This is a genomic window from Pseudomonas sp. P4_C8, assembly GCF_056401975.1.
Genome location: NZ_JBFUIH010000031.1, coordinates 1 through 26,037 on the forward strand (window position 1 = coordinate 1; position 26,037 = coordinate 26,037).

Here is a 26,037-nt window from a genome sequence, read left to right on the forward strand (position 1 = left end):
AGCCTGCACGTTCTTTCCTGACCTGCTCGACCCAGCGGCGCAACGCAGTAGGGCCGATATCGAAGTTGGCGCAGACCTCAAGAATGGGCTGGTCTTCATCAAGCACCATGCTTGCAGCATTGAGCTTGAACTCGCTGGAATAGGACTTTCGCATCATCATGCACACCTTAGATTTGGGCGCCATCATAGCGCCCTATTGATGTGTCCAATTTCATTAGGCCAGATCAAGCTTGCTCGCGATAGCGGTATAGCATTCAACCTATGTGTTGGCTCACAGTCCGCCATCGCGAGCAAGCTCCGCTCCTACAGGGGAATGGGGGGTGTAGTTACATCTCGGATATAACGATAGTCCGCATCGATATAAGTGGTTATAAGAAAAATCGCTATGCTGCGGGCCAGATTTCTCCTGCGGTCTTTGTGGACGTATCAATGGAATTAGTGAACATCGGGTTGGTCATTGCCGGGTTGGTCGTTGGCTTTATTGTCGGCATGACTGGCGTTGGTGGCGGGTCGTTGATGACCCCGATTCTGCTGTGGTTCGGCATCAACCCCGCGACGGCGGTCGGTACCGATCTGCTGTACGCGGCGATCACCAAATCCAGTGGCGTGCTGGTTCACAGGAAAAACAACAACATCGATTGGGCGATTACGGGCTGGCTGACTCTTGGCAGCGTGCCGGCCGTGGCGTTGACGCTGTGGTTCCTGAGCAGTTTGCACACCGCGCCAGAAACAATGAATGCCATCATCAAACAAGCGCTGGGCTTCGTCCTGTTCGCCACGGCGTTGGCGATTCTCTTCAAGAAGCGCCTGCTTGAGTTTGCGCACAATCGTGCCGGTGGTAACTACAACCCCAGTGGTAAACGCCTCAACGTGATGACGGTCATCACCGGCCTGGTGCTGGGCACCATGGTTGCGCTGACGTCCATCGGTGCTGGCGCCCTTGGCACCGTGGCATTGTTCATCCTGTATCCGCTGCTGCCAACCCGTCGCCTTGTCGGCACGGAAATCGCCCACGCCGTACCGCTGACCCTGGTCGCCGGGCTTGGCCATGCGAGCATGGGCAACATGGACTGGCACGTGTTGGGTTACTTGCTGATCGGTTCGCTACCCGGTATCTGGTTGGGCAGTCATTTGACCGGCAAGATTTCCGATGAAGTACTGCGTCCTTGCCTGGCGACGATGTTGGTGATGATCGGTTACAAACTGGCGTTCTGATTCCCACTGATTCGCCAGTGTCACTCGCGGGTGAAAATCTCCAGCAGATGACCGTCCGGGTCATCGAAATACACCCGCCGTCCCCCGGCGTATTCATTGATTTCCTTCGGCTTCTGCTTGCCCGGGTCCGCCCACCACGGCTGGCCGCGTGCTTGCAGGCGCGCGAAGGCCCTGTCGAAGTCGTCTTCACCAATCAAGAACGCATAGTGCTGGGACGCAATCGGCGGCTCGTTGTTGTAGAAATCCAGCGACACGCCGTTGTCGAATTTGACGATCAACATGGGGCCGAAAGGCTCGGGGGCGGGCAGGCCGAGGAGTTCGGCGAGGAAATTCGCCGATATCTGCTTGTTGCGACACCAGACGATGGTGTGGTTCAGCTGAGCGCTCATGGAGAAGTCCTCACGGCGATTCAGGTGGATCGACAGGAGCTTTGAGATTAGCCCAGCCTGTTGCGCAATGACCGCCCTGACCTAAGCTTGGGTCAAGGCGAAACACATTCGCGGTGCGTCACCCGGAACGAACGTCGCGATGCGCAATCATTAGAGCGTGGTTATCAAAAGGAGATGCGCATGCTCATCAGGTTTTTGACCCTGACAACCTTGCTGGCTTTCGCCGGTCCCTTGCTCGCAGCCGAAAGTGATTCACCGTTGGACATGGATAAAGGCAGGTTCCGGCCACTGATTGTCATTGCGCCCAGCACCGCCGACCCGGTCTGGACGGGCCTGAAAAAGTCGCTGAACGATCCGGCTAACAAGGAGGGTATCGCCCAGCGCAATATCAGGGTGTACAGCGTGCTGAACATGTTCGGGCAACTCGACGGCAAGGATCTCGGTCAGCAGGACACCATGGCACTGATACGCGCCCTGAAACTCGGTGCGGGGGCGTTGCCCAAAGTGATCCTGATCGGCAAGGACGGCGAGAAGAAGCTTGAGAGCTCGGGGGATGAATCAAAGTCGGTCGATTTGAAGAAGATTTTCGACACCATTGACGCCCTGCCAGCGGCAGAGAAAGAAGCCCCCGCGCCCACGGTAGCGCTCCCCGTTGTAGCCGATCCGGTCAAAGATGCCCAAGGCACCAAGGCTGCCAAGCATGGAAAATCGGGCAAACCCGCCAAGGTTCCGGAAATGCCGGATGACTGACACTCCACCGAACCCCTGTGGTTATCAGTTATAGCGATACCCGACTGTCACGATCACCCATTTTTTTTTGCCGGTGAAGTATCCGCCTTCATTGGCTTCGGAAATTTCCTTCAAGTCGTGTAGCACTTGATGAACTGGTGCCCTACAGCGCGCACCGCTAGCCTTTATGGAAGTCCGCGATATTGAGGGACCCAAGGACGAAAACACCCGTGGAAAAAAGGAGCCTCGCCTGTGAAAAAGTTAAGCAAGCCTCAACAACCGCAAACCCCAACCGATGCCGATCATCCCGCTCCCGCGAAGGTGTGCGAAACCGCAAAAGTGGCGGTCACGCAGCGCCCCAGGCGTGTTTCTTCGCCCCAGCAGATATTCGCCATTGCCCCCGGCGTCGACACACTGACCCTGCTAAAACAAGCCTGCGAAACCCTCGCGTCACTGAATGCCCTGCTCGAGAATTTTGCCGCAAAACTGGAAGGGCCGAACCGCGGTGAAGTGTTTTCGATTCAGCAGTTGGCGATGGTCGCCGAGTTGTTGGTGACTCAGGTGCGGGACAATCTTGCTTCGCGTGACGATGCGTCTGCCGGCCAGCCAGTGACTCGGCATTAAGCAGGCATCCAACGAAAATGGACGACCTCAAAGGGTCACCCATTTTTAGCCGCCTGCAGCTGCTACAGGGGCCGGGGTTGCTTGAGGAGTTTTTGAAACTCTTCCACCGGCAACGGCCGGCTGTGTAAATACCCCTGATAAAAATCGCAACCCAGCCCCTGCAAAAACTCCAGTTGCTCCGGCGTTTCCACCCCTTCGGCAATCACTTTCAGCTCCAGGCTGCGAGCCATGGCGACAATGGCGCGGATGATCTCGGCGTCGTTCGGATCGGTAGTAGCGTCGCGAATGAACGACTGATCGATTTTCAGGGTGTCGACCGGCAAGCGCTTGAGGTAGGTCAGTGAGGAGTAGCCGGTGCCGAAGTCGTCCATCGCGAAACTCACGCCGAGTTTTTTCAGGCGGCGCATTTTGTTGATGGTGTCTTCCAGGTTCTGGATGACGATGCCTTCAGTGATTTCAAGTTTCAGCAGCGAGCAGGGCAGGCCGTGGCTGGTGAGGCAGTGTTCGATACGCTCGACGAAATCGGTTTGACGAAATTGCCTCGGGCTGATGTTCACGCACAGGCTGAAGCTGAGCGGGTTGACCAGGCCTTTGGCGACCAGCTGTTTGAAGGCCCCGCAGGCTTCGTCGATTATCCAGGTGCCAACTTCAAGAATCAGGCCGCTGTCTTCCAGCACCTTGATGAACTCGGTCGGGGATTGCGCGCCAAGTTCCGGGTGATCCCAGCGCACCAGCGCTTCGGCGCCGACAATGCGATTGCCCCGGGCGTCGACCTGAGGTTGGTAATGCACATGAAATTCTCCCCGGGAAAGGGCCAGGCGCAGGTCGGTTTCCATGCGCAGGCGTTCGCTGGCGGCCTTCTGCATGGCGTTGTGATACATCTGCGAGGTGTTGCGACCCGAGTCCTTGGCGCGGTAAAGCGCGATGTCGGCGCGTTTGAGCAGGTCGGTCGGGGTCGAGCCATGGTCCGGAATCAGTGCGATGCCTATGCTTGGTGTCACTTGCAGGCGCTGGCCATCGAGGAACATCGGCTCCGACAACAGTTCTCGTAACGTGTCGGCCTGTTCTTGAACCTCAGCGCTGACTTCATTGCGCGAACCTTCCAGACCGCTGAGCAACACCACAAATTCGTCACCGCCCAGCCGCGCCACGGTGTCTTCCATGCGCACGCTGGCTTCCAGTCGCGCGGTGATGATTTTCAGCACCGTATCGCCGACCGGGTGACCGAGGGAGTCGTTGATGTGCTTGAAGTGATCGAGGTCCAGGAACAGCAACGCACCCCGCAGATTATGGCGCTTGAGTAAGGCGATTTGCTGGCTCAGGCGGTCCATCAGCAAGGCGCGGTTGGGCAGGTTGGTCAGGGGGTCGTGGTAGGCCAGGTGACGGATTTGCGCTTCGGCGTTTTTCAGCAGGCTGACGTCGCGAGCCGTCAGCAACAGGCAGGCGGTTTCGTTGAGGGTGATCGGCTCGACCGAGACTTCGACGGTCAGCAACTCCCCACCTTTATTGCGCCCGAGCATTTCCCGGTGATGCACACGGCCCTTGATCTGCAGCTCGGCCAGCAACGCCGAACGTTGTTTCTCTTCGGCCCAAATGCCCACTTCATACACCGTATGACCGATCACTTCTTGCGCGCGGTAGCCGGTCAGGCGGCAGAAACCGTCGTTGACCTCCAGATAACGCCCGGTATCGCGCTCGGTAATGGTGATGGCATCGGGGCTTGAGTGGAACGCCTTGGCGAACTTCTCTTCACTGGCTTTGAGCGCAGCTTCGGAGCGTTGCTGGTGGGAGATATCGCGCAAGGTGGTGACGATGCAGGGTTGGTTGCCAACACTGATCTGGTGGCTGGAAATCACGCAGGTCAGGGATTGCCCGTCCTTGTGCTGGGCGACGATGGCGACATTGTCCAGCCCTTGTTCACGGATGATCTGTTCGATCCGTTGAGGGCTATTCGCCGCCGCGTCCCACAGGCCAATCTCGTCGGCGCTGTGGCCAATCACTTCGGCGGCGCTCCAGCCAAAGGTCTGGGTGAAACTGGAGTTGATCTCGATGAATTGGCCGGTGTCCTGGTCTGTCACGCAAATCGGGTCCGGACTGACCTGGAACAGCGTGGCGAATTTCTCTTCGGAGGCCACCAGTCGCTGTTCGCGCTCTACCTGATCGGTGATGTCCAGCAGGGTGCCGGCCATGCGCAGCGGCAAGCCGTTTTCATCGCGGTAGAGGCGGGCGCGGCTTTCCAGGTAGCGCGAACTGCCGTCCGGCAGTTGTACACGGTAGGTCAGTTGATAATTGCCGGCCGGGCCTTCGCGCAGGCTGCGATAGGCGTTGCGCATGGTGTCGCGATCTTCGCCAGGCACGCCTTCGAAAAAATCGTCGAAGGATTCATGGAAGGGTTTGGCCTCCAGCCCGTGCAACTGCGCGGCCCGCGCCGAGCCGTAGAGCATGCCGCTGGGAATGTGCCAGTCCCAAGTGCCGAGTTGCGCCGAATCCAGGGCGAGGTCGAGACGCTCCTGGCTGTCCTTGAGGGCTTGTTCGGCGATTTTTCGTTCGGTGGTGTCGAGGAAGGTGCTCAGCAGATACGGCTGGCCCTCGAGTTCGACTTTTTGCGCACTGAGGATGCCGTTGTGGATCTGCCCGTTGCTGGCACGAAGCTGTACTTCCATGCTGATCAGCTCGCCTTTGGCCATGCTGGCCGAAGCCAGTTCGGCGCGTTGCTCCGGGTGAACCCAAAGGCCCAGTTCCAGCGTGGTGCGGCCGATCGCGTTTTGCACCGGCCAGCCGAACAGACTTTCAAAGTACTGGTTGGCTTCGGTGATCAGGCCGTCTTCCTGGCGGGTCAGCAACACCATGTTCGGGCACAGGTGAAACAGCGTGGCGAAGCGTTTTTCCGAGCTGCTCAGGGCTTGTTCGCGCAGACGCTGATGAGTGATTTCGCGGATGACACCTATCATGCGTGGCCGACCGTTTATGTCCGGCAGCAGGCTGCCGCTGATTTCCAGCCAGTGCAGGCTGCCATCGGGCCAGCGAATGCGGTGGCGCATTGCTTGTGCAAGGGGGGCGCCGGCAATCACGGCATCGAACGCCCGGACGGTTTTCGCGCGATCTTCCGGCGGCACCAAATCGAGGTATTGCAGGTCTGCGGGCAATGGCACATGCGGATCGAAACCAAACAGCGCCTGAGTCCCCCGTGACCAGCTGATCTGCCCGCGCTCGATGTCCCAACACCAGGCACCCAGCCGCGCGCCGTTCAAGGCGGCGAGCAATTGTGGCGCGCTTTGCCAGCTCAGCTCGGACCGTTTAGGGTCAAGCGCCTGAATGCGCGGCATCGAGGGGATACGGTCAACAGATTTCGGCATTGGCAACAGGCCTTCGGCGGAAATGGGCGTTAAGCGTAGAGTTTTTCGGCTCTATAGGCGTAGCACACATTAGCCATGAGTCCCTGGCAGATCGATTTGTGCATCCAGCAAAGCCATAAACGCCTTTGCCGCATTCGATAGCGTCCTTTCGGTGTGTAGGATATAGCCTAGCTTGCGAGTCAGTTGTATGCCGGGTAAGGGTATTCGCGCAACCTGTTCATCCAGCATCGTGCGCGGCAATACGCTCCAGGCCAAGCCGATTGAGACCATCATCTTGATCGTTTCCAGATAATTGGTGCTCATGGCGATGTTCGGTGTCAGGCCTTGCGCCTCAAACAGCCGCTGAACGATGTGATGAGTAAAGGTGTTGCCGCCGGGGAAGACCGCCGGGTGCAGGGCGATATCTGCCAGACTCACCGGGCCGTTGCTGATCAGCGAATGCTCCGGGGCGACCACGAAATCCAGCGGGTCGTCCCACACCGGCGTCGCCTTGACCAGCGTGTGCGGCTCCGGCGCCAACGTAATCACTGCCAGTTCCGCGCGGCCATGGAGGATTTCTTCGTAGGCCACTTCCGAATCGAGGAACTGAATATCCAGCGCCACTTGAGGGTAACGCCGGGTGAACTCCCTTAATAAGGGTGGCAAACGGTGCAGGCCGATATGGTGACTGGTGGCCAGGGTCAGACGGCCGGACACTTCGCCGGTCAGATTGGTCAGGGCGCGCCGGGTGTCGTCCAGCACATTCAGTATCTGATAAGCCCTTGGCAGCAGGGCGCGGCCGGCCTCGGTCAGGCCGACTTCACGGCCCAGGCGATCAAACAGCCGAACCTTCAATTGCTGCTCCAGACCGGCGATACGCTTGCTGATCGCCGGTTGGGTCAGGTGCAGCCGTTCACCTGCACCGGAGAAGCTCCCGGTCTCGGCAATCGCGATAAAGGCATTGAGGTTGGCCAGATCCATTGTTGTATTCCAGTTGGTTATCCAAAGCATAAAAAATATGAATTTGAGTTATTTAATCTAACCCCCTAGGATCGACCTCACAAGCCAAGGGGTTATTGAATTGCTCATAACCCAGGGCATAGAAACAAGCTGATGAGGAAACCGTCTGATGGCCGGCAAAACGCTCTACGACAAGCTCTGGGATTCGCATTTGGTCAAACAGCGCGACGATGGCTCGGCGCTGATTTATATCGATCGTCACATCATCCATGAAGTGACCTCGCCGCAAGCCTTTGAAGGCCTGCGTCTGGCCGGGCGCAAGCCTTGGCGCATCGATGCCAACATCGCGACCCCGGACCACAACGTACCGACCACACCAGAGCGCAAGGGCGGCATCGAAGCCATTGTCGACGAGGTCTCGCGTTTGCAGGTTCAGACCCTCGACGACAACTGTGATGAATACGGCATCGTCGAATTCAAGATGAACGACATTCGCCAAGGCATCGTCCACGTTATCGGCCCGGAGCAGGGCGCGACTTTGCCGGGCATGACCGTAGTTTGCGGCGACTCCCATACCTCGACCCACGGTGCGTTCGGTGCCCTGGCTCACGGTATCGGCACCTCCGAGGTCGAGCACGTGCTCGCCACTCAGTGCCTGGTCGCCAAGAAAATGAAGAATATGCTGGTGTCGGTCGAAGGCCAATTGCCGTTCGGCGTGACGGCCAAGGACATCGTCCTCGCTGTGATCGGCAAAATCGGCACCGCTGGCGGTAACGGCCATGCCATCGAATTCGCCGGTAGCGCGATTCGTGACTTGTCCGTTGAAGGCCGCATGACTATTTGCAACATGTCCATCGAGGCCGGCGCACGCGTTGGTCTGGTAGCAGCGGACGAAAAAACCGTGGCCTACGTGAAGGGCCGTCCATTCGCCCCGAAAGGCGCGGAATGGGACTTGGCCGTCGAAGCGTGGAAAGACCTGGTGTCGGATAAAGACGCCACCTTCGACACCATCGTTGAACTCGACGCCACCCGGATCAAGCCGCAAGTCAGCTGGGGCACCTCGCCTGAGATGGTGTTGGCTGTCGATCAGAACGTACCGGATCCTGCGAAGGAAATGGACCTGGTCAAACGCGATTCGATCGTTCGCGCTTTGAAGTACATGGGTTTGACCGCCAATCAGGCGATCACTGACATTCAGCTGGATCGCGTGTTCATCGGCTCCTGCACCAACTCGCGGATCGAAGACTTGCGCGCAGCCGCCGTGATCGCCAAGGGCCGCAAAGTCGCGTCGACCATCAAGCAGGCCATCGTCGTGCCGGGCTCGGGCCTGGTAAAGGCGCAGGCCGAAGCGGAAGGTCTGGACAAGATTTTCCTCGAAGCCGGTTTTGAATGGCGTGAGCCGGGGTGCTCGATGTGCCTGGCGATGAACCCGGACCGTTTGGAGTCGGGCGAGCATTGCGCTTCGACCTCCAACCGCAACTTCGAAGGCCGTCAGGGCGCTGGTGGTCGTACTCACCTCGTCAGCCCGGCGATGGCCGCCGCCGCTGCTGTAAACGGTCGTTTCATCGACGTCCGTGAATTGATCTAAAGGAGCGCAGCATGAAAGCTTTTACCCAGCACACTGGTCTTGTCGCGCCTTTGGATCGTGCCAACGTCGATACCGATCAGATCATTCCGAAGCAGTTCTTGAAGTCGATCAAGCGCACGGGTTTTGGCCCGAACCTGTTCGATGAATGGCGTTACCTGGATGTGGGGCAACCGTATCAGGACAACTCCAAGCGTCCGCTGAACAAGGACTTCGTCCTCAACGCCGAACGTTATCAAGGCGCCAGCGTTTTGCTGGCACGTGAAAACTTCGGTTGCGGCTCCAGTCGTGAACACGCGCCGTGGGCGCTGGAAGAATACGGTTTCCGCAGCATCATCGCGCCGAGCTACGCCGACATCTTCTTCAACAACAGCTTCAAGAACGGCTTGCTGCCGATCATTTTGAGCGACGCTGAGGTTGATGAGTTGTTCCAGCAGGTCGAAGCGAATCCTGGCTACCAGTTGCAGGTTGATCTGCAAGCCCAGACCGTGACACGCCCGGACGGCAAGGTGCTGAACTTTGAGATTGATGCGTTCCGCAAGCATTGCCTGTTGAACGGTCTGGACGATATCGGCCTGACGTTGCAGGACCATGAGGCGATTGCGACGTTTGAGGCCAAGCATCGTGCGAGCCAGCCGTGGTTGTTTCGCGACGCTTGATTTTGCGTAAGGCGTGATGCCGCTTTCGCTGGCAAGCCAGCTCCTACCAGGACAGCGCAATTCCTGTAGGAGCTGGCTTGCCAGCGAAGAGGCCCGCCCAAACAACACAAGACTAAACCCTGAAAAAGGAAGTCCCCATGACCAGCACCGCCCCGCACAGCCAGGTAGTCCAAAAGCAATTCGGTGAACAGGCCTCGGCCTATCTGAGCAGCGCCGTTCACGCTCAAGGCACCGAATTTGCACTGCTACAGGCCGAACTGGCCGGGCAGGGCGATGCTCGGGTATTGGACCTGGGCTGCGGCGCCGGCCATGTGAGTTTTCATGTGGCCTCGCTGGTCAAGGACGTGGTGGCCTACGACCTGTCCCAGCAAATGCTCGATGTGGTTGCCGGTGCTGCCGTTGATCGTGGCTTGAGCAACGTATCGACGGTCCTCGGTGCCGCCGAGCGCCTGCCGTTCGCCGATGGCGAGTTCGACTTCGTGTTCAGCCGATATTCGGCGCACCATTGGAGCGATCTCGGCCTGGCTCTGCGGGAAGTTCGTCGGGTGCTGAAACCGGGTGGCGTGGCGGCGTTCATCGACGTGTTGTCACCGGGTAGTCCGTTGTTCGACACTTACCTGCAAAGCGTCGAAGTGCTGCGCGACACTAGTCACGTGCGCGATTATTCCGCCGGCGAGTGGTTGCGTCAGGTCAGTGAAGCGGGGTTGCATACCCGCAGCACCACGCGTCAACGGCTGCGTCTGGAGTACACCTCGTGGGTTGAGCGCATGCGCACACCTGAAGTGATGCGCGCTGCCATCCGCGAGTTGCAGCAGTCGATGGGTAATGAAGTACGCGAATATTTCGAGATTGAGGCCGATGGTTCGTTCAGTACAGATGTGCTGGTACTGATTGCAGAACGATAAGCTCCGGACGATAGAATTTTTCCGGGTGCGCCCCTGGGCGCACCGACTGATGACATGAGGAAAGCATGAGCAAGCAGATTCTGATTCTCCCAGGTGACGGTATTGGCCCGGAAATCATGGCCGAAGCGGTCAAGGTGCTGGAATTGGCCAGCGACAAGTACAGCTTGGGCTTCGAGCTGAGCCACGACGTGATCGGCGGCGCGGCCATCGACAAGCACGGCGTGCCATTGGCCGACGAAACCCTGGAGCGTGCGCGCGCAGCCGACGCTGTGTTGCTGGGTGCCGTGGGCGGCCCGAAATGGGACACCATTGAGCGTGACATCCGCCCTGAGCGCGGTCTGCTGAAAATTCGTGCGCAACTGGGCCTGTTCGGCAACCTGCGTCCGGCGATCCTGTACCCGCAACTGGCCGAGGCTTCGAGCCTGAAGCCGGAAATCGTGGCCGGCCTGGACATCCTGATCGTTCGCGAACTGACCGGCGGTATCTACTTCGGCGCGCCACGCGGCACCCGTACCCTGGAAAACGGCGAGCGTCAGTCCTACGACACCCTGCCGTACAGCGAAAGCGAAATCCGCCGCATCGCCCGCGTCGGTTTCGACATGGCCATGGTCCGCGGCAAGAAACTGTGCTCGGTGGACAAGGCCAACGTGCTGGCGTCCAGCCAGCTGTGGCGTGAAATCGTCGAGGAAGTGGCCAAGGATTACCCGCAAGTCGAACTGAGCCACATGTATGTCGACAACGCCGCCATGCAACTGGTGCGTGCGCCGAAGCAGTTCGACGTGATCGTCACTGACAACATGTTCGGCGACATCCTGTCCGACCAGGCCTCGATGCTCACCGGTTCCATCGGCATGCTGCCGTCGGCGTCCCTCGACACCAACAACAAGGGCATGTACGAGCCGTGCCACGGTTCGGCGCCGGACATCGCCGGCAAGGGCATCGCCAACCCGTTGGCGACCATTTTGTCGGTGTCGATGATGCTGCGTTACAGCTTCAACCAGCAGGCTGCGGCCGATGCCATCGAGAAAGCCGTGAGCCTGGTGCTGGACCAAGGCCTGCGCACGGGCGACATTTGGTCGGCAGGTTGCACTAAAGTCGGTACGCAAGAAATGGGCGACGCAGTAGTCGCCGCGCTGCGGAATCTGTAATCTCTCGGGCCCGCTGCCACTTTCAACTTCGAAAGCAGCGGCCCACTTTTTAAGAAGGTGTAGTTGCGATGAAACGTGTAGGTCTGATCGGTTGGCGCGGTATGGTCGGTTCCGTGCTCATGCAGCGGATGCTGGAAGAGCAGGATTTCGATCTTATTGAGCCGGTGTTTTTCACCACTTCCAATGTCGGTGGCCAAGGCCCGTCCGTGGGCAAGGACATTGCTCCGCTCAAGGACGCTTACAGCATTGAAGAGCTGAAAACCCTCGACGTGATTCTGACCTGCCAGGGTGGCGACTACACCAGCGAAGTATTCCCCAAGCTGCGCGAAGCCGGCTGGCAGGGTTACTGGATCGACGCCGCTTCCAGCCTGCGCATGCAGGATGACGCGGTCATCGTCCTGGACCCGGTCAACCGCAAGGTCATCGACCAGCAACTGGATGCGGGCACCAAGAACTACATCGGTGGCAACTGCACCGTCAGCCTGATGCTGATGGGCCTGGGCGGTCTGTTTGAAGCCGGTCTGGTCGAGTGGATGAGCGCCATGACTTATCAGGCGGCCTCCGGTGCCGGCGCGCAGAACATGCGTGAACTGATCAAGCAAATGGGCGCGACCCACGCTGCTGTCGCGGATCAACTGGCTGACCCGGCCAGCGCCATCCTCGACATCGACCGTCGTGTGGCCGAAGCCATGCGCAGCGAAGCGTACCCGACCGAAAACTTCGGCGTACCGCTGGCCGGCAGCCTGATCCCGTGGATCGACAAGGAACTGCCGAACGGTCAAAGCCGCGAAGAGTGGAAGGCCCAGGCCGAGACCAACAAGATCCTCGGTCGCTTCAAGAGCCCGATCCCGGTTGACGGCATCTGCGTGCGCATCGGCGCCATGCGCTGCCACAGCCAGGCGCTGACCATCAAACTGAACAAAGACGTGCCGATCGCCGACATCGAAGGGCTGATCAGCCAGCACAACCCTTGGGTCAAGCTGGTGCCGAACAACCGCGACATCAGCATGCAGGAGCTGAGCCCGACCAAGGTCACCGGCACCCTGAACGTGCCAGTTGGCCGTCTGCGCAAGCTGAACATGGGTTCGCAATTCGTCGGTGCCTTCACCGTCGGCGACCAACTGCTGTGGGGCGCGGCCGAGCCGCTGCGTCGCATGCTGCGGATCCTGCTTGAGCGTTGATCGATTGAAGCAATAAAAGAACCCGTGCCTTGAAAGAGGTGCGGGTTTTTTGGTTGTTGGGGGTCTGTTAAGCCGCCATCGCGAGCAAGCTCGGCTCCTACAAGTGCGACACCGATCCTGTACGAGTCGAGCTTGTTCGCGATGAGGCCGGCACAGACACCACAAATCCCCGTCAGAAATTGCCTGTACGCCACCCACCCGGTAAAGTGCCGCTCCCCCCGTTTCGCCAGAGGTAGAACCATGAGCCAGTCCTTTGATATCGCCGTGATCGGCGCCACCGGTACTGTCGGCGAAACGCTGGTGCAGATTCTTGAAGAGCGCGACTTTCCGGTAGGCAACCTGCATTTGTTGGCGAGCAGCGAATCGGCCGGGCATTCGGTGCCGTTTCGCGGCAAGAATGTGCGGGTGCGGGAAGTTGATGAATTCGATTTCAGCAAAGTCCAGTTGGTGTTTTTCGCGGCTGGCCCTGCGGTGACTCTCAGTTTCGCGTCGCGCGCTAGTGCCGCCGGTTGCTCGTTGATCGACCTGTCTGGCGCTTTGCCGGCCGATCAGGCGCCTCAAGTGGTGCCGGAAGCCAATGCCGAGGTGTTGACTGGATTGAAAAAACCATTCCAGGTCAGCAGTCCCAGCCCGTCGGCCACCACCCTGGCCGTGGTGCTGGCGCCGTTGCTTGGGGTGATCGATCTGCAGCGGGTCAACGTGACCGCCAGCCTGGCGGTCTCCGCCCAAGGGCGCGAAGCGGTGACGGAGCTGGCCCGGCAAACCGCCGAGCTGCTGAATGTGCGTCCGCTGGAGCCGACGTTCTTTGATCGGCAAATGGCGTTCAACCTGCTGGCTCAGGTCGGCAAGCCGGATGAACAAGGCCATACGCTGCTGGAAAAACGCCTGGTGCGTGAGTTGCGGCAGGTGTTGGCGCTGCCGTCATTAAAGATTTCCGTCACTTGCATTCAAGCCCCGGTGTTTTTTGGCGATAGCTTTAGTGTGACCTTGCAGTCAGCGAGTGCTGTCGACCTGGCGAAAGTCAACGCGGCGCTGGAAGATGCGCCCGGTATCGAGCTGGTCGAGGCCGGCGATTACCCGACCGCAGTGGGCGATGCGGTGGGGCAAGACGTGGTGTACGTCGGTCGGGTTCGCAGCGGTATCGACGACCTGTCGGAACTTAATGTGTGGCTGACGTCAGATAACGTACGCAAAGGCGCCGCGCTGAATGCTGTGCAGGTGGCTGAATTGTTGATAAAAGACCTGCTGTAAAAGATACTTGGCAACAATTTGCAGAATGATTCTAACCGGGCGCTATGCTTGGCCGCGGTGCTAAAGGAAAGCCACCTTGCGGGGCTTTGCGGAGCATGCAAGAAATGATCGCGCGCGATGACACGTCGACGCCGCGCGCAATGCCTGACGGCAGCGACTATCAAGACCTTCTCGCTGGCCGAGGAATGTTTAAACAAAGGATGAGGCTATGGTTCAAGTTCGCAAACTGGTGTTAGCAATTGCGGCCGCCTCGGCGCTGTCCTCCGGCATGGCACATGCCCTCGGGCTCGGGGAATTGACCCTGAAGTCGACGCTGAACCAACCCTTGGTGGCGGAAATCGAGCTGCTTGACGTCAAGGACCTTACGGTTGCCGAAGTGGTGCCGAGCCTGGCCTCGCCCGAAGACTTCGCCAAGGCCGGTGTTGACCGCCAGGCATTTCTCAATGACCTGACCTTCACACCGGTGCTCAACGCCAGTGGTAGAAGCATCCTGCGTGTGACTTCCAGCAAACCCCTGTCCGAACCGATGGTGAAATTCCTCGTTCAAGTGATGTGGCCAAACGGTCGCCTGCTGCGCGATTACAGTGTGCTGCTCGATCCGTCCAAATTCTCGCCGCAGACTGTTGATGCGGCTACGCAGCCAGCGCCGACTCAAACCGTCACCGCCCCGGTGACCGGTGCGACTAAACCGACTCAACACACCACCTCGCCGCGCGACACCCTGTGGGAAATCGCCGCGAAGGCGCGCAACGGTGGCTCGATTCAGCAAACCATGCTGGCCATCCAGGCGTTGAACCCGGATGCCTTTATCGACGGCAACATCAACCGCCTGAAAACCGGTCAGGTGCTGCGCCTGCCGGATCAGGCGCAAGCCACCAGCCTGCCACACGCCAAGGCAATCGCTGAAGTGGCCGCGCAGAACACCGCGTGGCGCCAGGGCCGTCGTTATGTGGCGAAACCCGGCACCGGCCAGCAACAACTCGATGCCACCAAGCGTGGTAGCGCTGACGCCGGTACTGCACAAGACTCCAAGGACAAGCTGAGCCTGGTCTCGGCCGAATCCGGCAAGGCGGGTGGCAAAGGCGCTGCGGGCGATGCCAAGAATCTGAGCAACAAGCTGGCCGTGACCCAGGAAAGCCTCGACACGACGCGTCGTGACAACGCTGAACTGAAAAGCCGCATGACTGATCTGCAAAGTCAGGTGGACAAGCTGCAACGCCTGCTCGAGCTGAAGAACAATCAATTGGCCAAGTTGCAGGCCGAGGGTGCGGCGGGTGCACCTGCTGCAACGGCTGCTCCGGCCATATCGGCTGAGTTGGCGGCCGACCCTGCGACGGCTCCGGCTGACGTAGCACCGACTCCGGCAGCACCTGCGCCAGAAGCAGCTGCCGCTCCTGCCGAACCAACAACCGAGCCGGCACCTGCTCTCTCCGACAACCAAAAATTCAACGAGCTGCTGTCCAACCCGGTGCTGTTGGGACTGATCGGTGGCGGTGCGGTGGTTCTCGCGCTCTTGCTGCTGTTGCTGGCACGTCGCCGCAAAGCTCAGCAAGAAGCCGATAAACACCTGCGCATGGCCCGTGCCTTGTCAGAAGGGCAGGATTTGTCCTTTGACAGCGACCTGTCGGATAGCAGTTTCGACGGTCTGGAAGTTCCGCCACCGAGCGCAAAATTCGCCACTGCGCCGACCCCGGCACCTGCGCCAGCACCAGTGATTGCGCCGGTTGTAGTAACTGCGCCAATAGCTGCACCGCTGGTGTCGCCTGCAGCCGAGCCTGATGACGATGTGCTGAGCAAGGCGCAGTCGCACATCACTGCCGGTCGCCTGAACCAGGCTGCCGCGTTGCTGGAAGACGGCATCAAGCAAGAACCGCAACGCAGTGAGCTGCGTTTGAAACTGATGGAGGTTTACGGTCAGCAGGGCGATCGTGATGCGTTCGTTGGTCAGGAGCGCCAGCTGGTCGCCAACGGCGACAACTTTGCCCAGGTCGAAAAACTTAAATCGCGCTTCCCGGCTATGGCCGTGGTCGCCGCAAGTGGTCTGGCCGCAGCGGCTATCGCCGCAGAGCTGGACGCTCAGTACGTCAAAGACTTGCTGCTGGACGAGCCGCAAGCCCCGGCACCCGTCGATGACGACTTCGACAGCGCTTTCGACTTGAGCCTGGACGACCTGGAAGTCGCTTCACCGGCTGTGGTTGCGCCAGAAGCAGACGCATCGACTGAGCTGGACGAGTTTCCGCTGGATGACGATTTGAGCTTTGAATCGGTATTGCAGCAGCAAACCGACATCAAGGAAAACCTCGACGACCTGTCGGACTTCGATCTGGACATGGATCTGGGCGCAGATCCGTCGCCGGCCATTCTCGCCGAAGACGACTTCCTGCTGGATCTGGACGAAGGCGTGAAGGATTTGCCTGTCGTGCCTGAAGTGCCGCAGGACGATCTGGAGCTGCCTGCCGATTTTGACCTGTCGCTGGCTGATGAAATGGACGTGACCCCGGCCGAGCCTCGCGCCGCTGAGATTCCGGACGCTTTTGAAGCTGAACTGGATGACGTCAACGACGAGCTGGATCGTCTGTCCCAGAGCATTGGCGAGCCGAGCTTTACCGCAGAAGACGCCATGGCCTCGGCGGCTGACGAGCCGGACTTCGACTTCCTCTCTGGTACGGATGAAGTCGCTACCAAGCTCGATCTGGCCCAGGCCTACATCGACATGGGCGACAACGACGGCGCACGGGACATCCTCAATGAGGTGGTGACCGAGGGTGATGCCGGGCAGAAGAGCGAAGCCAGGGAAATGCTTTCGCGTCTGGCTTGAGTGATCAGGCAGCAGTAAAGAAAACGGCAGCCCATTGAGGCTGCCGTTTTTGTTTTCGCGATGAGCCAGCGGTGTTGGGTCTATTGCTTTCGCGAGCAGGCTCGCTCCCACAGGGTATGCATTTCAATGTGGGAGCGAGCCTGCTCGCGAAGAGTCCATCACATTCAACATGGATGTTGAGGCCAATTAACAAAAGACATACGCCTCTGGCGTCCCGCTTCAGCGGCCTTATAATGCCCGCCTTTGCGCACATCAGCAGGCTGTCACCCCTTGGCAAATATAGATAATCCGGCTGCCGAAATGGCGGCCGACGGCTTTTTCCGGATCGCATTGGGCGTTGAATACAAAGGCTCGCGCTATCGTGGCTGGCAACGCCAGGCCAGCGGCGTGCTCACGGTGCAGGAAACCCTTGAGAAAGCCTTGTCCAAAGTCGCCGACTCACCGGTGTCGCTGCTGTGCGCCGGACGAACGGACGCTGGTGTGCATGCGTGCGGTCAGGTGGTGCATTTCGATACTCAGGTCGAGCGTTCGATGAAGGCCTGGGTCATGGGTGCCAATATCAATTTGCCGCACGACGTCAGTGTCAGCTGGGCCAAGGTCATGCCGGCGCATTTTCATGCGCGTTTCAAGGCTATTGCCCGGCGCTACCGCTACGTGATCTACAACGATCAGATCCGGCCGGCGCACCTCAACGAAGAAATCACCTGGAATCACCGCCCGCTGGACGTTGAACGCATGGCTGAAGCGGCGCAGTACCTGGTGGGTACGCATGATTTCAGTGCGTTCCGCGCCGGGCAGTGTCAGGCCAAGTCGCCGATCAAGGAATTGCATCACCTGCGAGTCACGCGTCACGGCAAGATGATCGTGCTGGACATCCGCGCCAGTGCGTTCCTGCACCACATGGTGCGCAACATTGCGGGCGTGCTGATGACCATCGGTACCGGCGAGCGCCCGGTGGAGTGGATGAAGGAGGTGTTGGAAAGCCGCATTCGCCGTTCCGGCGGGGTGACGGCGCATCCGTTCGGCCTGTATCTGGTGCAGGTCGAGTACCGTGATGAGTTCCAATTGCCCGAACGTTACATTGGCCCACACTTCCTGACCGGTTTCACGGAACTTGACGGCTGACGCCCTCGAATGCATTTGTTACCATCCGGGACTTTCCCGGATTTACCCTGAGGATTTATCGACATGTCTGCCGTTCGCAGCAAGATTTGCGGGATCACCCGCATAGAAGATGCGTTGGCGGCGGTCGAGGCCGGGGCCGATGCCATCGGGTTTGTGTTTTACGCCAAAAGCCCCCGGGCTGTGACGTTTCAGCAGGCGCGCGACATCATCAAGGCGCTGCCGCCTTTCGTCACCACCGTGGGTTTGTTCGTCAATGCCAGTCGTTGCGAGCTGGGCGAGCTGCTCGATGCCGTGCCGCTGGACCTGTTGCAGTTCCATGGCGACGAAACGGCCGCCGAGTGTGAAGGCTGGCACCGGCCGTACATCAAGGCGCTACGGGTCAAGGCGGGTGACGACATCGCGGCAGCCTGCGATGCGTTCCCCAGCGCCAGCGGTATCCTGCTCGACGCCTACGTTGAAGGTGTACCGGGTGGAACTGGTGAGGCATTCGACTGGTCCCTGATACCGCAAGGCTTGAGCAAGCCGATCATTCTGGCGGGCGGTTTGACCCCCGAAAACGTCGCTGGGGCGATTACCCGGGTCCGGCCTTACGCCGTGGACGTCAGCGGTGGGGTAGAAGCAAGCAAGGGCATCAAGGATCATGCAAAGATTCAGGCATTCATCAAAGCGGTACGTACCTTGATGTGACGGCTGGCAGACTGCCGCCGTCCACAGGCATGGCTGAGGATTTATGGGTTGTACGCAGGTCGCTTTCGCTGACCCGGCCACCCGATCAATCATCGCCACACATATGAATTTAGCTCAAGGGCATACGCGGGGCTGCGAACCAGAGCGTTCGGGCCGCCGGTACTGGAGAAAGAAAGCATGAGCAACTGGTTAGTAGACAAACTGATCCCTTCGATCATGCGTTCCGAGGTCAAGAAGAGCTCGGTGCCTGAAGGTCTGTGGCACAAATGCCCATCTTGCGAGGCTGTGCTGTACCGTCCGGAGCTGGAAAAGACCCTGGATGTTTGCCCGAAGTGCAACCACCACATGCGCATCGGCGCCCGCGCCCGCATTGACATCTTCCTCGACGCTGAAGGCCGTGCCGAACTGGGCGCGGACCTGGAGCCGGTTGACCGTCTGAAATTCCGTGACGGCAAAAAGTACAAGGATCGCCTGACCGCTGCCCAGAAGCAGACCGGCGAAAAAGATGCACTGATTTCCATGAGCGGCACCTTGCTGGGTATGCCGGTGGTGGTGTCTGCGTTCGAATTCTCCTTCATGGGTGGTTCGATGGGCGCCATCGTTGGTGAGCGTTTTGTTCGCGCCGCCAACTACGCGCTGGAAAACAAATGCCCGATGATCTGCTTTGCCGCTTCCGGTGGCGCGCGGATGCAGGAAGCCCTGATCTCCCTGATGCAAATGGCCAAGACCTCGGCGGTACTGGCGCGTCTGCGTGAAGAAGGTATTCCGTTTATTTCGGTGCTGACCGACCCGGTCTACGGCGGCGTTTCCGCCAGCCTGGCGATGCTCGGTGATGTCATCGTCGGTGAGCCAAAAGCCCTGATCGGCTTCGCTGGCCCACGTGTGATCGAGCAAACCGTGCGTGAAAAACTGCCGGAAGGCTTCCAGCGCAGTGAATTCCTGCTGGAGCACGGTGCCATCGACATGATCATTCACCGTCAGGAACTGCGTCCGCGTCTGGGCAACCTGCTGGCGCAAATGATGGGTCTGCCGACGCCGAAATTCGTCGCTGCGCCAATCGAACCAATCGTGGTTCCGCCGGTACCTGCGAACGTATGACTGAGCGCACCCTTGGCGAGTGGCTCGCCTACCTTGAGCAGTTGCACCCTTCGGCCATCGACATGGGCCTGGAGCGTTCGCAGCAGGTAGCGTCTCGCATGGGGCTGGGTAAGCCGGCGCCTAGGGTGATTACGGTCACAGGCACCAACGGCAAGGGTTCGACCTGCGCATTCGTGGCCTCGTTGCTGCGGGCGCAGGGCCTGAGCGTTGGTGTCTACAACTCTCCGCACCTGCTGCGTTACAACGAACGGGTGCAGGTCAACGGCGTCGAAGCCGCGGATGCCGAGCTGTGCAAAGCGTTCGCCGCAGTCGAGGCCGGTCGTGGCGACACGTCCCTGACGTATTTCGAAATGGGCACCCTGGCGGCGTTCTGGCTGTTTCAACAGGCCGGTCTCGATGCCGTGGTGCTGGAAGTCGGCCTTGGCGGGCGTCTGGATACGGTCAATGTGGTGGATGCCGACATGGCGCTGGTCACCAGCATCGGCGTCGACCATGCGGATTATCTGGGTGATACCCGTGAGTCTGTAGCCTTCGAGAAGGCCGGCATCTTCCGTCAGGGAGCGCCTGCGCTCTGTGGTGATTTGAATCCTCCACAACCTCTGCTGGACAAGGCGCGAGAGCTGGCTTGCCCGTTTTTCCTGCGTGGTCGCGATTTCGACCTCGGCGTGACTGATCACAACTGGCAATGGCGCGGGCTCGACGCTCAAGGGCGAGCGGTCGAGTTGTACGATTTGCCGTTGCTCGATCTGCCTATGGAAAACGCCGCATTGGCCCTGCAGGCCTATCTGCTGCTCGGTTTGCCTTGGGTGGACGCACAGATTATTGAAGCGCTGAAATCGACGCGGGTGGTGGGTCGTCTCGACCGCCGTCAGTTCGACTGGCAGGGCAAGCGCCTGAACCTGTTACTGGATGTGGGGCATAACCCTCATGCCGCCGAGTACCTGGCTCGCCGCTTGGCCAGTCGACCGCCGACCGGCAAGCGTCTGGCAGTGTTCGGTTTGCTGGCTGACAAGGATCTGGATGGTGTTGTCGGTGAATTGAGTGCTAGTGTCCAGCATTGGGCTGTCGCGCCGCTGGACTCGCCGCGTGCGCGCCCGGTTGCCGATTTGCAGGCTGCGTTGCAGAACCTTGGCGCGTCGGTAACGTCCTATGACAGCGTGGCGGCAGCCCTGGAAGGGCAGAGCGTGCTGGCGACGAGCGACGACGAGATACTGTTGTTCGGATCATTTTATTGTGTCGCCGAGGCCCTTGAATGGTTGGCCCGGCGCTCCACGGAGGAAGCGGCAAATGGCATTGCTGGATAAGGCCTACAAACAACGCATGGTCGGCGCGCTGGTGCTGGTGGCGCTGGCGGTGATTTTCCTGCCGATGCTGTTTTCCCGTCAGGATGAGCAGCGTCAGGTGACAGTCGATGCGCCGGCGATGCCGCATGCACCGGAGCTGCCGCAAGTGCAGGTCGAGCCAGTAGCGGTGCCTGAGCCGCAGGCACTGCCTCAAGAGCCTGTGCCTAGCGATGATGAAATCGCTCAGCAGGAAGCGCCGTCGACGCCCGCTGCAACGACGGCCCCTGTGGCTCCGGTACCTGTCGCCAAACCGACCGTCCCGGCACCTGTGCCAGCCGCCAAGGCTTCGACGCCGCCCGCTCAGCCTATCGCAGCTGCACCGACCAGGCCGGATACCACTCAAAGTCGCATCGATGCCAATGGCCTGTCGGTCAGCTGGTCGATTCAAGTGGCCAGCCTGTCGAATCGCGAAAGCGCGGAAAAATTGCAAAAAACCCTGCGCATCCAAGGCTATAACGCCTATATCCGCTCGGCCGATGGCAAGAATCGGGTGTTCGTCGGGCCGCTGATCGAGCGTGCCGAAGCCGATCGTCTGCGCGATTTGTTGAGCCGCCAACATAACCTCAAGGGTTTTGTCGTGCGCTTCCAGCCCGAACGCGGTTAAAAACTATCGCTCCGATTTGAAATGCACTGACAATCGCCGCTTACCGATCAGCATGGGCTCTGCTAAAATGCGCCGCCTTATCCGTCTGTAGGCTGCACTGTGCCATTTACCTGGGTTGACTGGGCGATCGTTGCAATCGTCGCCATCTCCGCATTGATCAGTCTGAGCCGCGGCTTCGTCAAAGAAGCGCTGTCGCTGGTGACCTGGATCATTGCAGGAGCCGTTGCCTGGATGTTCGGTGGTTCATTGTCCGAGTACCTCGCCGGATATATCCAAACGCCGTCGGCTCGTGTGATCACGGGCTGTGCCATCATGTTTGTCGCCACGTTAATCGTAGGCGCAATGATCAATTATCTTATCGGCGAATTGGTTCGCGTCACCGGGCTTTCCGGGACCGATCGATTCCTCGGCATGGCCTTCGGCGCCGCGCGTGGCGTGCTGCTGGTGGTCGTGGCGGTCGGGCTGTTGAGCCTGGGGCCGGTACAGCAGGACGGGTGGTGGAAAGAGTCACAGCTCGTGCCAAAATTTCTATTGGTCGCAGACTGGTCCAAAAACCTGATTCTCGGGTGGAGCAGTCAGTGGCTTGCCAGCGGTATCAGCGTACCCGCTGAGATACCGTTCAAGGAGCAACTCTTGCCAATGGCCAAAACGCCTCAGTGAGTGTTGTTCAGTTCAGATCCATTAAGTAGGGGTTGCGTCGCATGTGTGGCATCGTCGGTATCGTCGGTAAGTCGAACGTCAATCAGGCGCTGTATGACGCGCTAACCGTCCTCCAGCACCGCGGCCAGGACGCTGCCGGTATCGTGACCAGCCATGATGGCCGGTTATTCCTGCGCAAGGATAATGGCCTGGTGCGTGACGTGTTCCATCAGCGTCACATGCAGCGCCTGGTCGGCCACATGGGCATTGGCCATGTGCGTTACCCGACCGCGGGCAGCTCGACCTCGGCCGAAGCTCAACCGTTTTACGTCAACTCGCCTTACGGCATCACGTTGGCGCACAACGGTAACCTGACCAACGTTGAACAGCTGGCCAAGGAGATTTACGAATCTGACCTGCGCCACGTCAACACCAACTCCGATTCGGAAGTCCTGCTGAACGTGTTCGCTCACGAACTGGCCCAGCGCGGCAAGTTGCAGCCAACCGAAGAAGACGTTTTCGCCGCTGTTACTGACGTGCACAACCGTTGCGTCGGTGGCTACGCAGTCGTAGCGATGGTGACCGGTTACGGCATCGTCGGTTTCCGTGACCCGCACGGCATCCGCCCGATTGTCTTCGGTCAGCGTCACACCGACGAAGGCGTCGAGTACATGATCGCCTCCGAAAGTGTCTCCCTGGACGTACTCGGTTTCACCCTGATTCGCGACCTGGCGCCGGGCGAAGCGGTCTACATCACTGAAGACGGCAAGCTGCACACCCGTCAGTGCGCGACCAACCCGTCCCTGACCCCGTGCATCTTCGAACACGTCTACCTGGCGCGTCCAGACTCGATCATCGACGGTGTTTCGGTCTACAAGGCCCGTCTGCGCATGGGTGAGAAGCTCGCCGAGAAGATCCTGCGCGAGCGTCCGGATCACGACATCGACGTGGTCATCCCGATCCCGGATACCAGCCGCACCGCGGCCCTGGAGCTGGCGAACCACTTGGGCGTCAAGTTCCGCGAAGGCTTCGTGAAGAACCGCTACATTGGCCGGACCTTCATCATGCCGGGCCAGGCCGCACGGAAAAAATCCGTTCGCCAGAAGCTCAACGCGATCGAGCTGGAATTCCGTGGCAAGAACGTCATGCTGGTGGACGACTCGATCGTTCGCGGCACGACCTGCAAACAGATCATCCAGATGGCTCGCGAAGCCGGCGCCAAAAACGTCTACTTCTGCTCCGCCGCACCGGCCGTTCGCTACCCGAACGTCTACGGCATCGACATGCCGAGCGCCCACGAACTGATCGCCCACAACCGTTCGACCCAGGACGTTGCTGACCTGATCGGCGCTGACTGGTTGATCTATCAGGACTTGCCTGACTTGATCGAAGCGGTCGGTGGCGGCAAGATCAAGATCGACAAGTTCGATTGCGCGGTGTTCGATGGCCAATACGTCACCGGCGACGTCGACGAGGCTTACCTGAACAAGATCGAGCAGGCACGTAATGATGCCTCCAAGGTCAAGACGCAGGCAGTCAGTGCGATCATCGATCTGTACAACAACTAAATCTCTACCGGCCTGTAGGAGTTGGCTTGCCAGCGAAGGCAGTATCACAGGCAACGAAGATGTTGAATGTGATGCCCACTTCGCTGGCAAGCCAGCTCCTACATAGGTGTCTCTCCTCAAGGCCGGTTTCGTATCTACTACCGAATAAGGCAAGGAGTGAGAACATGAGTCAGGATTGGGATGCCGGTCGGCTGGACAGCGACCTCGAAGGCGTAGCGTTCGATACCCTGGCCGTACGCGCCGGTCAGCACCGCACGCCGGAAGGCGAACACGGTGATCCGATGTTCTTCACCTCCAGCTACGTATTCCGTACCGCTGCCGACGCGGCGGCACGCTTTGCCGGTGAAGTGCCGGGCAACGTCTACTCGCGCTACACCAACCCGACCGTGCGTGCATTCGAAGAGCGCATTGCCGCCCTGGAAAGTGCCGAGCAAGCCGTGGCCACTGCCACCGGCATGGCCGCGATCATGGCGGTGGTGATGAGCTTGTGCAGCGCCGGGGACCATGTGTTGGTTTCTCGCAGCGTGTTCGGTTCGACCATCAGCCTGTTCGAAAAGTACTTCAAGCGCTTCGGCATCGAAGTCGATTACGTACCCCTGGCGGACTTGTCCGGTTGGGATGCGGCGATCAAATCCAACACCAAATTGCTTTTTGTCGAGTCGCCATCGAACCCGCTGGCGGAGCTGGTGGACATCGCCGCGCTGGCGGAAATTGCTCACGTCAAAGGCGCGATGCTGGTGGTCGACAACTGCTTCTGCACCCCGGCATTGCAGCAGCCGCTGACAATGGGGGCGGACATTGTCGTGCACTCGGCAACCAAGTTCATCGATGGCCAGGGCCGTTGCATGGGTGGTGTCGTGGCCGGTCGTAGCGAGCAAATGAAAGAAGTGGTCGGTTTCCTGCGCACCGCCGGACCAACCCTCAGCCCGTTCAACGCCTGGATTTTCCTCAAGGGCCTTGAAACCCTGAACCTGCGGATGAAGGCGCATTGCGCCAACGCCCAGCAACTGGCTGAGTGGCTGGAGCAGCAGGACGGCATCGAGAAAGTCCATTACGCCGGCCTGAAAAGCCATCCACAGCACGAACTGGCTCAGCGCCAGCAGAAAGGTTTCGGCGCGGTGGTCAGTTTCGAGGTCAAGGGTGGCAAAGAGGGCGCCTGGCGCTTTATCGATGCGACCCGCCTGATTTCGATCACGGCCAACCTCGGTGATACCAAGACCACCATCACCCACCCGAGCACCACCTCCCACGGCCGTTTGGCGCCGCAAGAGCGTGAAGCGGCGGGCATTCGTGACAGCCTGATCCGCATTGCGGTCGGCCTGGAAGACGTGGCTGACCTGCAAGCCGACCTGGCGCGCGGGTTGGCGGCCTTGTGATCGAGTTGCCTTCGCCGAAAATCGGGTCCAATGGCCGTGTTGCACTGGTCACCGGTGCGGCGCGCGGCATTGGGTTGGGAATTTCGGCCTGGTTGATCAGCGAAGGCTGGCAGGTGGTGCTGAGCGATCTGGATCGGGTGCGCGGTTCGAAAGTGGCGAAGGTGCTGGGCGACAATGCCTGGTTTATCGCCATGGATGTCTCGAATGAAGGGCAGGTGGCGTTGGGCGTCGCCGAGGTGCTGGGCCAGTTCGGGCGCCTGGATGCGCTGGTGTGCAACGCGGCGGTGGCAGATCCGCACAACATTACGCTGGAAAGCCTCGATCTGGCCTACTGGAACCGCGTCTTGGCGGTGAACCTCAGTGGGCCAATGCTGTTGGCCAAACACTGTGCGCCGTACCTGCGCGCGCACAGCGGCGCGATCGTCAACCTGGCCTCGACCCGCGCCGGGCAGTCGGAGCCCGACACAGAGGCTTACGCGGCGAGCAAGGGCGGCTTGTTAGCGCTGACTCACGCATTGGCGATCAGCCTTGGGCCGGAAATACGTGTGAATGCGGTCAGCCCTGGCTGGATCGACACGCGAGACCCTTCTGTGCGGCGTGCCGAGCCGCTGACGGATGCCGATCATGCCCAGCATCCGGCGGGCAGGGTAGGGACGGTCGAAGATGTCGCGGCGATGGTAGCGTGGTTGCTGTCGAAGAATGCCGGTTTTGTCACGGGCCAGGAATTCGTGGTCGATGGTGGCATGACCAAGAAGATGATTTACAGCGAATAGCCCTAAAGCAGTGGCTACTACAGGT

Annotated in this window: 23 protein-coding genes; 19 read left to right on the plus strand and 4 right to left on the minus strand. The window is 59.7% G+C overall.

All coding sequences use genetic code 11. The annotated features are described in order from the left end of the window. The coding region (locus AC1DWM_RS19515; RefSeq protein ID WP_477795898.1) for a transposase at window positions 1-187 on the minus strand (187 nt) is incomplete at its 3' end. Between the two features lie 242 nt (window positions 188-429). On the opposite strand from AC1DWM_RS19515, the gene AC1DWM_RS19520 reads away from it, so the two are divergent. Then, window positions 430-1,215 carry a sulfite exporter TauE/SafE family protein gene (locus AC1DWM_RS19520; protein ID WP_477795899.1) on the plus strand — a complete coding sequence of 262 codons (786 nt, stop codon included), beginning with the start codon at window positions 430-432 and terminating at the stop codon, window positions 1,213-1,215. A 20-nt stretch (window positions 1,216-1,235) separates the two neighbouring features. Here the strand turns inward: AC1DWM_RS19520 and AC1DWM_RS19525 are convergent, their stop codons facing one another. After that, window positions 1,236-1,604, minus strand: a complete 369-nt coding sequence (locus tag AC1DWM_RS19525; RefSeq protein ID WP_477795900.1) for a VOC family protein — start codon at window positions 1,602-1,604, stop codon at window positions 1,236-1,238. Between the two features lie 180 nt (window positions 1,605-1,784). On the opposite strand from AC1DWM_RS19525, the gene AC1DWM_RS19530 reads away from it, so the two are divergent. Together AC1DWM_RS19530 and AC1DWM_RS19535 are read left to right on the plus strand one after the other, a co-directional pair. Then, window positions 1,785-2,354 (plus strand): DUF4174 domain-containing protein, encoded by a 570-nt coding sequence (locus tag AC1DWM_RS19530; RefSeq protein ID WP_477795901.1) that lies wholly within the window; start codon window positions 1,785-1,787, stop codon window positions 2,352-2,354. Between the two features lie 231 nt (window positions 2,355-2,585). Next, a complete protein-coding gene (locus AC1DWM_RS19535; RefSeq protein ID WP_223511447.1) occupies window positions 2,586-2,957 on the plus strand; it encodes a DUF6124 family protein in 372 nt (123 codons plus the stop codon). Window positions 2,958-3,019: 62 nt separating this feature from the next. On the opposite strand, the gene AC1DWM_RS19540 is transcribed toward AC1DWM_RS19535, so the two are convergent. Both AC1DWM_RS19540 and AC1DWM_RS19545 read right to left on the minus strand, forming a co-directional pair. Further along, a complete protein-coding gene (locus tag AC1DWM_RS19540; protein ID WP_477795902.1) occupies window positions 3,020-6,313 on the minus strand; it encodes a sensor domain-containing protein in 3,294 nt (1,097 codons plus the stop codon). 69 nt (window positions 6,314-6,382) lie between these two features. Next, window positions 6,383-7,273: a LysR family transcriptional regulator gene (locus tag AC1DWM_RS19545; RefSeq protein ID WP_477795903.1), complete on the minus strand. Its 891-nt coding sequence runs from the start codon at window positions 7,271-7,273 to the stop codon at window positions 6,383-6,385. Window positions 7,274-7,421: 148 nt separating this feature from the next. Here AC1DWM_RS19545 and leuC point away from each other — a divergent pair, with 148 nt between their 5' ends. The 16 genes from leuC (at window position 7,422) to AC1DWM_RS19625 (ending at window position 26,012) form a co-directional block, all read left to right on the plus strand. After that, window positions 7,422-8,840, plus strand: a complete 1,419-nt coding sequence (leuC, locus tag AC1DWM_RS19550; RefSeq protein WP_477795904.1) for a 3-isopropylmalate dehydratase large subunit — start codon at window positions 7,422-7,424, stop codon at window positions 8,838-8,840. An 11-nt stretch (window positions 8,841-8,851) separates the two neighbouring features. Beyond that, window positions 8,852-9,496 carry a 3-isopropylmalate dehydratase small subunit gene (gene leuD, locus AC1DWM_RS19555; RefSeq protein WP_007944116.1) on the plus strand — a complete coding sequence of 215 codons (645 nt, stop codon included), beginning with the start codon at window positions 8,852-8,854 and terminating at the stop codon, window positions 9,494-9,496. 137 nt (window positions 9,497-9,633) lie between these two features. Then, window positions 9,634-10,401 carry a class I SAM-dependent methyltransferase gene (locus tag AC1DWM_RS19560; protein WP_223511452.1) on the plus strand — a complete coding sequence of 256 codons (768 nt, stop codon included), beginning with the start codon at window positions 9,634-9,636 and terminating at the stop codon, window positions 10,399-10,401. A 65-nt stretch (window positions 10,402-10,466) separates the two neighbouring features. After that, on the plus strand, window positions 10,467-11,549 hold the full coding sequence (gene leuB / locus AC1DWM_RS19565) for a 3-isopropylmalate dehydrogenase (protein ID WP_123434394.1): 1,083 nt from the start codon (window positions 10,467-10,469) through the stop codon (window positions 11,547-11,549). Window positions 11,550-11,617: 68 nt separating this feature from the next. Further along, window positions 11,618-12,730, plus strand: a complete 1,113-nt coding sequence (gene asd, locus AC1DWM_RS19570; protein ID WP_007944112.1) for an aspartate-semialdehyde dehydrogenase — start codon at window positions 11,618-11,620, stop codon at window positions 12,728-12,730. 240 nt (window positions 12,731-12,970) lie between these two features. Beyond that, window positions 12,971-13,981: an aspartate-semialdehyde dehydrogenase gene (locus AC1DWM_RS19575; RefSeq protein ID WP_477795905.1), complete on the plus strand. Its 1,011-nt coding sequence runs from the start codon at window positions 12,971-12,973 to the stop codon at window positions 13,979-13,981. Window positions 13,982-14,189: 208 nt separating this feature from the next. Beyond that, on the plus strand, window positions 14,190-16,799 hold the full coding sequence (locus tag AC1DWM_RS19580) for a motility hub landmark protein FimV (protein ID WP_477795906.1): 2,610 nt from the start codon (window positions 14,190-14,192) through the stop codon (window positions 16,797-16,799). Window positions 16,800-17,099: 300 nt separating this feature from the next. Then, complete coding sequence (truA, locus tag AC1DWM_RS19585) at window positions 17,100-17,924, plus strand: tRNA pseudouridine(38-40) synthase TruA (protein ID WP_223511637.1); 825 nt, start codon at window positions 17,100-17,102, stop codon at window positions 17,922-17,924. A gap of 63 nt (window positions 17,925-17,987) precedes the next feature. After that, window positions 17,988-18,611 carry a phosphoribosylanthranilate isomerase gene (locus AC1DWM_RS19590; RefSeq protein WP_223511455.1) on the plus strand — a complete coding sequence of 208 codons (624 nt, stop codon included), beginning with the start codon at window positions 17,988-17,990 and terminating at the stop codon, window positions 18,609-18,611. 177 nt (window positions 18,612-18,788) lie between these two features. After that, on the plus strand, window positions 18,789-19,709 hold the full coding sequence (gene accD / locus AC1DWM_RS19595; protein ID WP_223511456.1) for an acetyl-CoA carboxylase, carboxyltransferase subunit beta: 921 nt from the start codon (window positions 18,789-18,791) through the stop codon (window positions 19,707-19,709). After that, entirely contained in the window at window positions 19,706-21,013 is a 1,308-nt protein-coding gene (gene folC, locus AC1DWM_RS19600; protein WP_477795907.1) for a bifunctional tetrahydrofolate synthase/dihydrofolate synthase, read from the plus strand. The genes accD and folC overlap by 4 nt, the downstream gene beginning before the upstream one ends. After that, window positions 20,997-21,656, plus strand: coding sequence for an SPOR domain-containing protein (locus AC1DWM_RS19605; protein ID WP_477795908.1), 660 nt, complete (start codon window positions 20,997-20,999; stop codon window positions 21,654-21,656). Before folC ends, AC1DWM_RS19605 begins: the two co-directional genes overlap by 17 nt. A gap of 99 nt (window positions 21,657-21,755) precedes the next feature. Continuing rightward, window positions 21,756-22,316, plus strand: coding sequence for a CvpA family protein (locus AC1DWM_RS19610; RefSeq protein ID WP_046026887.1), 561 nt, complete (start codon window positions 21,756-21,758; stop codon window positions 22,314-22,316). 41 nt (window positions 22,317-22,357) lie between these two features. Continuing rightward, on the plus strand, window positions 22,358-23,863 hold the full coding sequence (gene purF, locus AC1DWM_RS19615) for an amidophosphoribosyltransferase (RefSeq protein ID WP_007935163.1): 1,506 nt from the start codon (window positions 22,358-22,360) through the stop codon (window positions 23,861-23,863). A gap of 164 nt (window positions 23,864-24,027) precedes the next feature. Continuing rightward, complete coding sequence (locus AC1DWM_RS19620) at window positions 24,028-25,239, plus strand: O-succinylhomoserine sulfhydrylase (protein WP_223511460.1); 1,212 nt, start codon at window positions 24,028-24,030, stop codon at window positions 25,237-25,239. After that, window positions 25,236-26,012, plus strand: a complete 777-nt coding sequence (locus AC1DWM_RS19625) for an SDR family oxidoreductase (RefSeq protein WP_223511462.1) — start codon at window positions 25,236-25,238, stop codon at window positions 26,010-26,012. Before AC1DWM_RS19620 ends, AC1DWM_RS19625 begins: the two co-directional genes overlap by 4 nt. Window positions 26,013-26,037: the final 25 nt, after the last annotated feature.

Excerpts from the sequence above, each read along its gene's own strand:
- AC1DWM_RS19520 (WP_477795899.1), top strand. The coding sequence starts at position 430 with ATGGAATTAGTGAACATCGGGTTGGTCATTGCCGGGTTGGTCGTTGGC.
- AC1DWM_RS19525 (WP_477795900.1), bottom strand. The coding sequence starts at position 1,604 with ATGAGCGCTCAGCTGAACCACACCATCGTCTGGTGTCGCAACAAGCAG.
- AC1DWM_RS19530 (WP_477795901.1), top strand. The coding sequence starts at position 1,785 with ATGCTCATCAGGTTTTTGACCCTGACAACCTTGCTGGCTTTCGCCGGT.
- AC1DWM_RS19540 (WP_477795902.1), bottom strand. The coding sequence starts at position 6,313 with ATGCCGAAATCTGTTGACCGTATCCCCTCGATGCCGCGCATTCAGGCG.
- AC1DWM_RS19545 (WP_477795903.1), bottom strand. The coding sequence starts at position 7,273 with ATGGATCTGGCCAACCTCAATGCCTTTATCGCGATTGCCGAGACCGGG.
- leuC (WP_477795904.1), top strand. The coding sequence starts at position 7,422 with ATGGCCGGCAAAACGCTCTACGACAAGCTCTGGGATTCGCATTTGGTC.
- leuD (WP_007944116.1), top strand. The coding sequence starts at position 8,852 with ATGAAAGCTTTTACCCAGCACACTGGTCTTGTCGCGCCTTTGGATCGT.
- AC1DWM_RS19560 (WP_223511452.1), top strand. The coding sequence starts at position 9,634 with ATGACCAGCACCGCCCCGCACAGCCAGGTAGTCCAAAAGCAATTCGGT.
- leuB (WP_123434394.1), top strand. The coding sequence starts at position 10,467 with ATGAGCAAGCAGATTCTGATTCTCCCAGGTGACGGTATTGGCCCGGAA.
- asd (WP_007944112.1), top strand. The coding sequence starts at position 11,618 with ATGAAACGTGTAGGTCTGATCGGTTGGCGCGGTATGGTCGGTTCCGTG.
- AC1DWM_RS19575 (WP_477795905.1), top strand. The coding sequence starts at position 12,971 with ATGAGCCAGTCCTTTGATATCGCCGTGATCGGCGCCACCGGTACTGTC.
- AC1DWM_RS19580 (WP_477795906.1), top strand. The coding sequence starts at position 14,190 with ATGGTTCAAGTTCGCAAACTGGTGTTAGCAATTGCGGCCGCCTCGGCG.
- truA (WP_223511637.1), top strand. The coding sequence starts at position 17,100 with ATGGCGGCCGACGGCTTTTTCCGGATCGCATTGGGCGTTGAATACAAA.
- AC1DWM_RS19590 (WP_223511455.1), top strand. The coding sequence starts at position 17,988 with ATGTCTGCCGTTCGCAGCAAGATTTGCGGGATCACCCGCATAGAAGAT.
- accD (WP_223511456.1), top strand. The coding sequence starts at position 18,789 with ATGAGCAACTGGTTAGTAGACAAACTGATCCCTTCGATCATGCGTTCC.
- folC (WP_477795907.1), top strand. The coding sequence starts at position 19,706 with ATGACTGAGCGCACCCTTGGCGAGTGGCTCGCCTACCTTGAGCAGTTG.
- AC1DWM_RS19605 (WP_477795908.1), top strand. The coding sequence starts at position 20,997 with ATGGCATTGCTGGATAAGGCCTACAAACAACGCATGGTCGGCGCGCTG.
- purF (WP_007935163.1), top strand. The coding sequence starts at position 22,358 with ATGTGTGGCATCGTCGGTATCGTCGGTAAGTCGAACGTCAATCAGGCG.
- AC1DWM_RS19620 (WP_223511460.1), top strand. The coding sequence starts at position 24,028 with ATGAGTCAGGATTGGGATGCCGGTCGGCTGGACAGCGACCTCGAAGGC.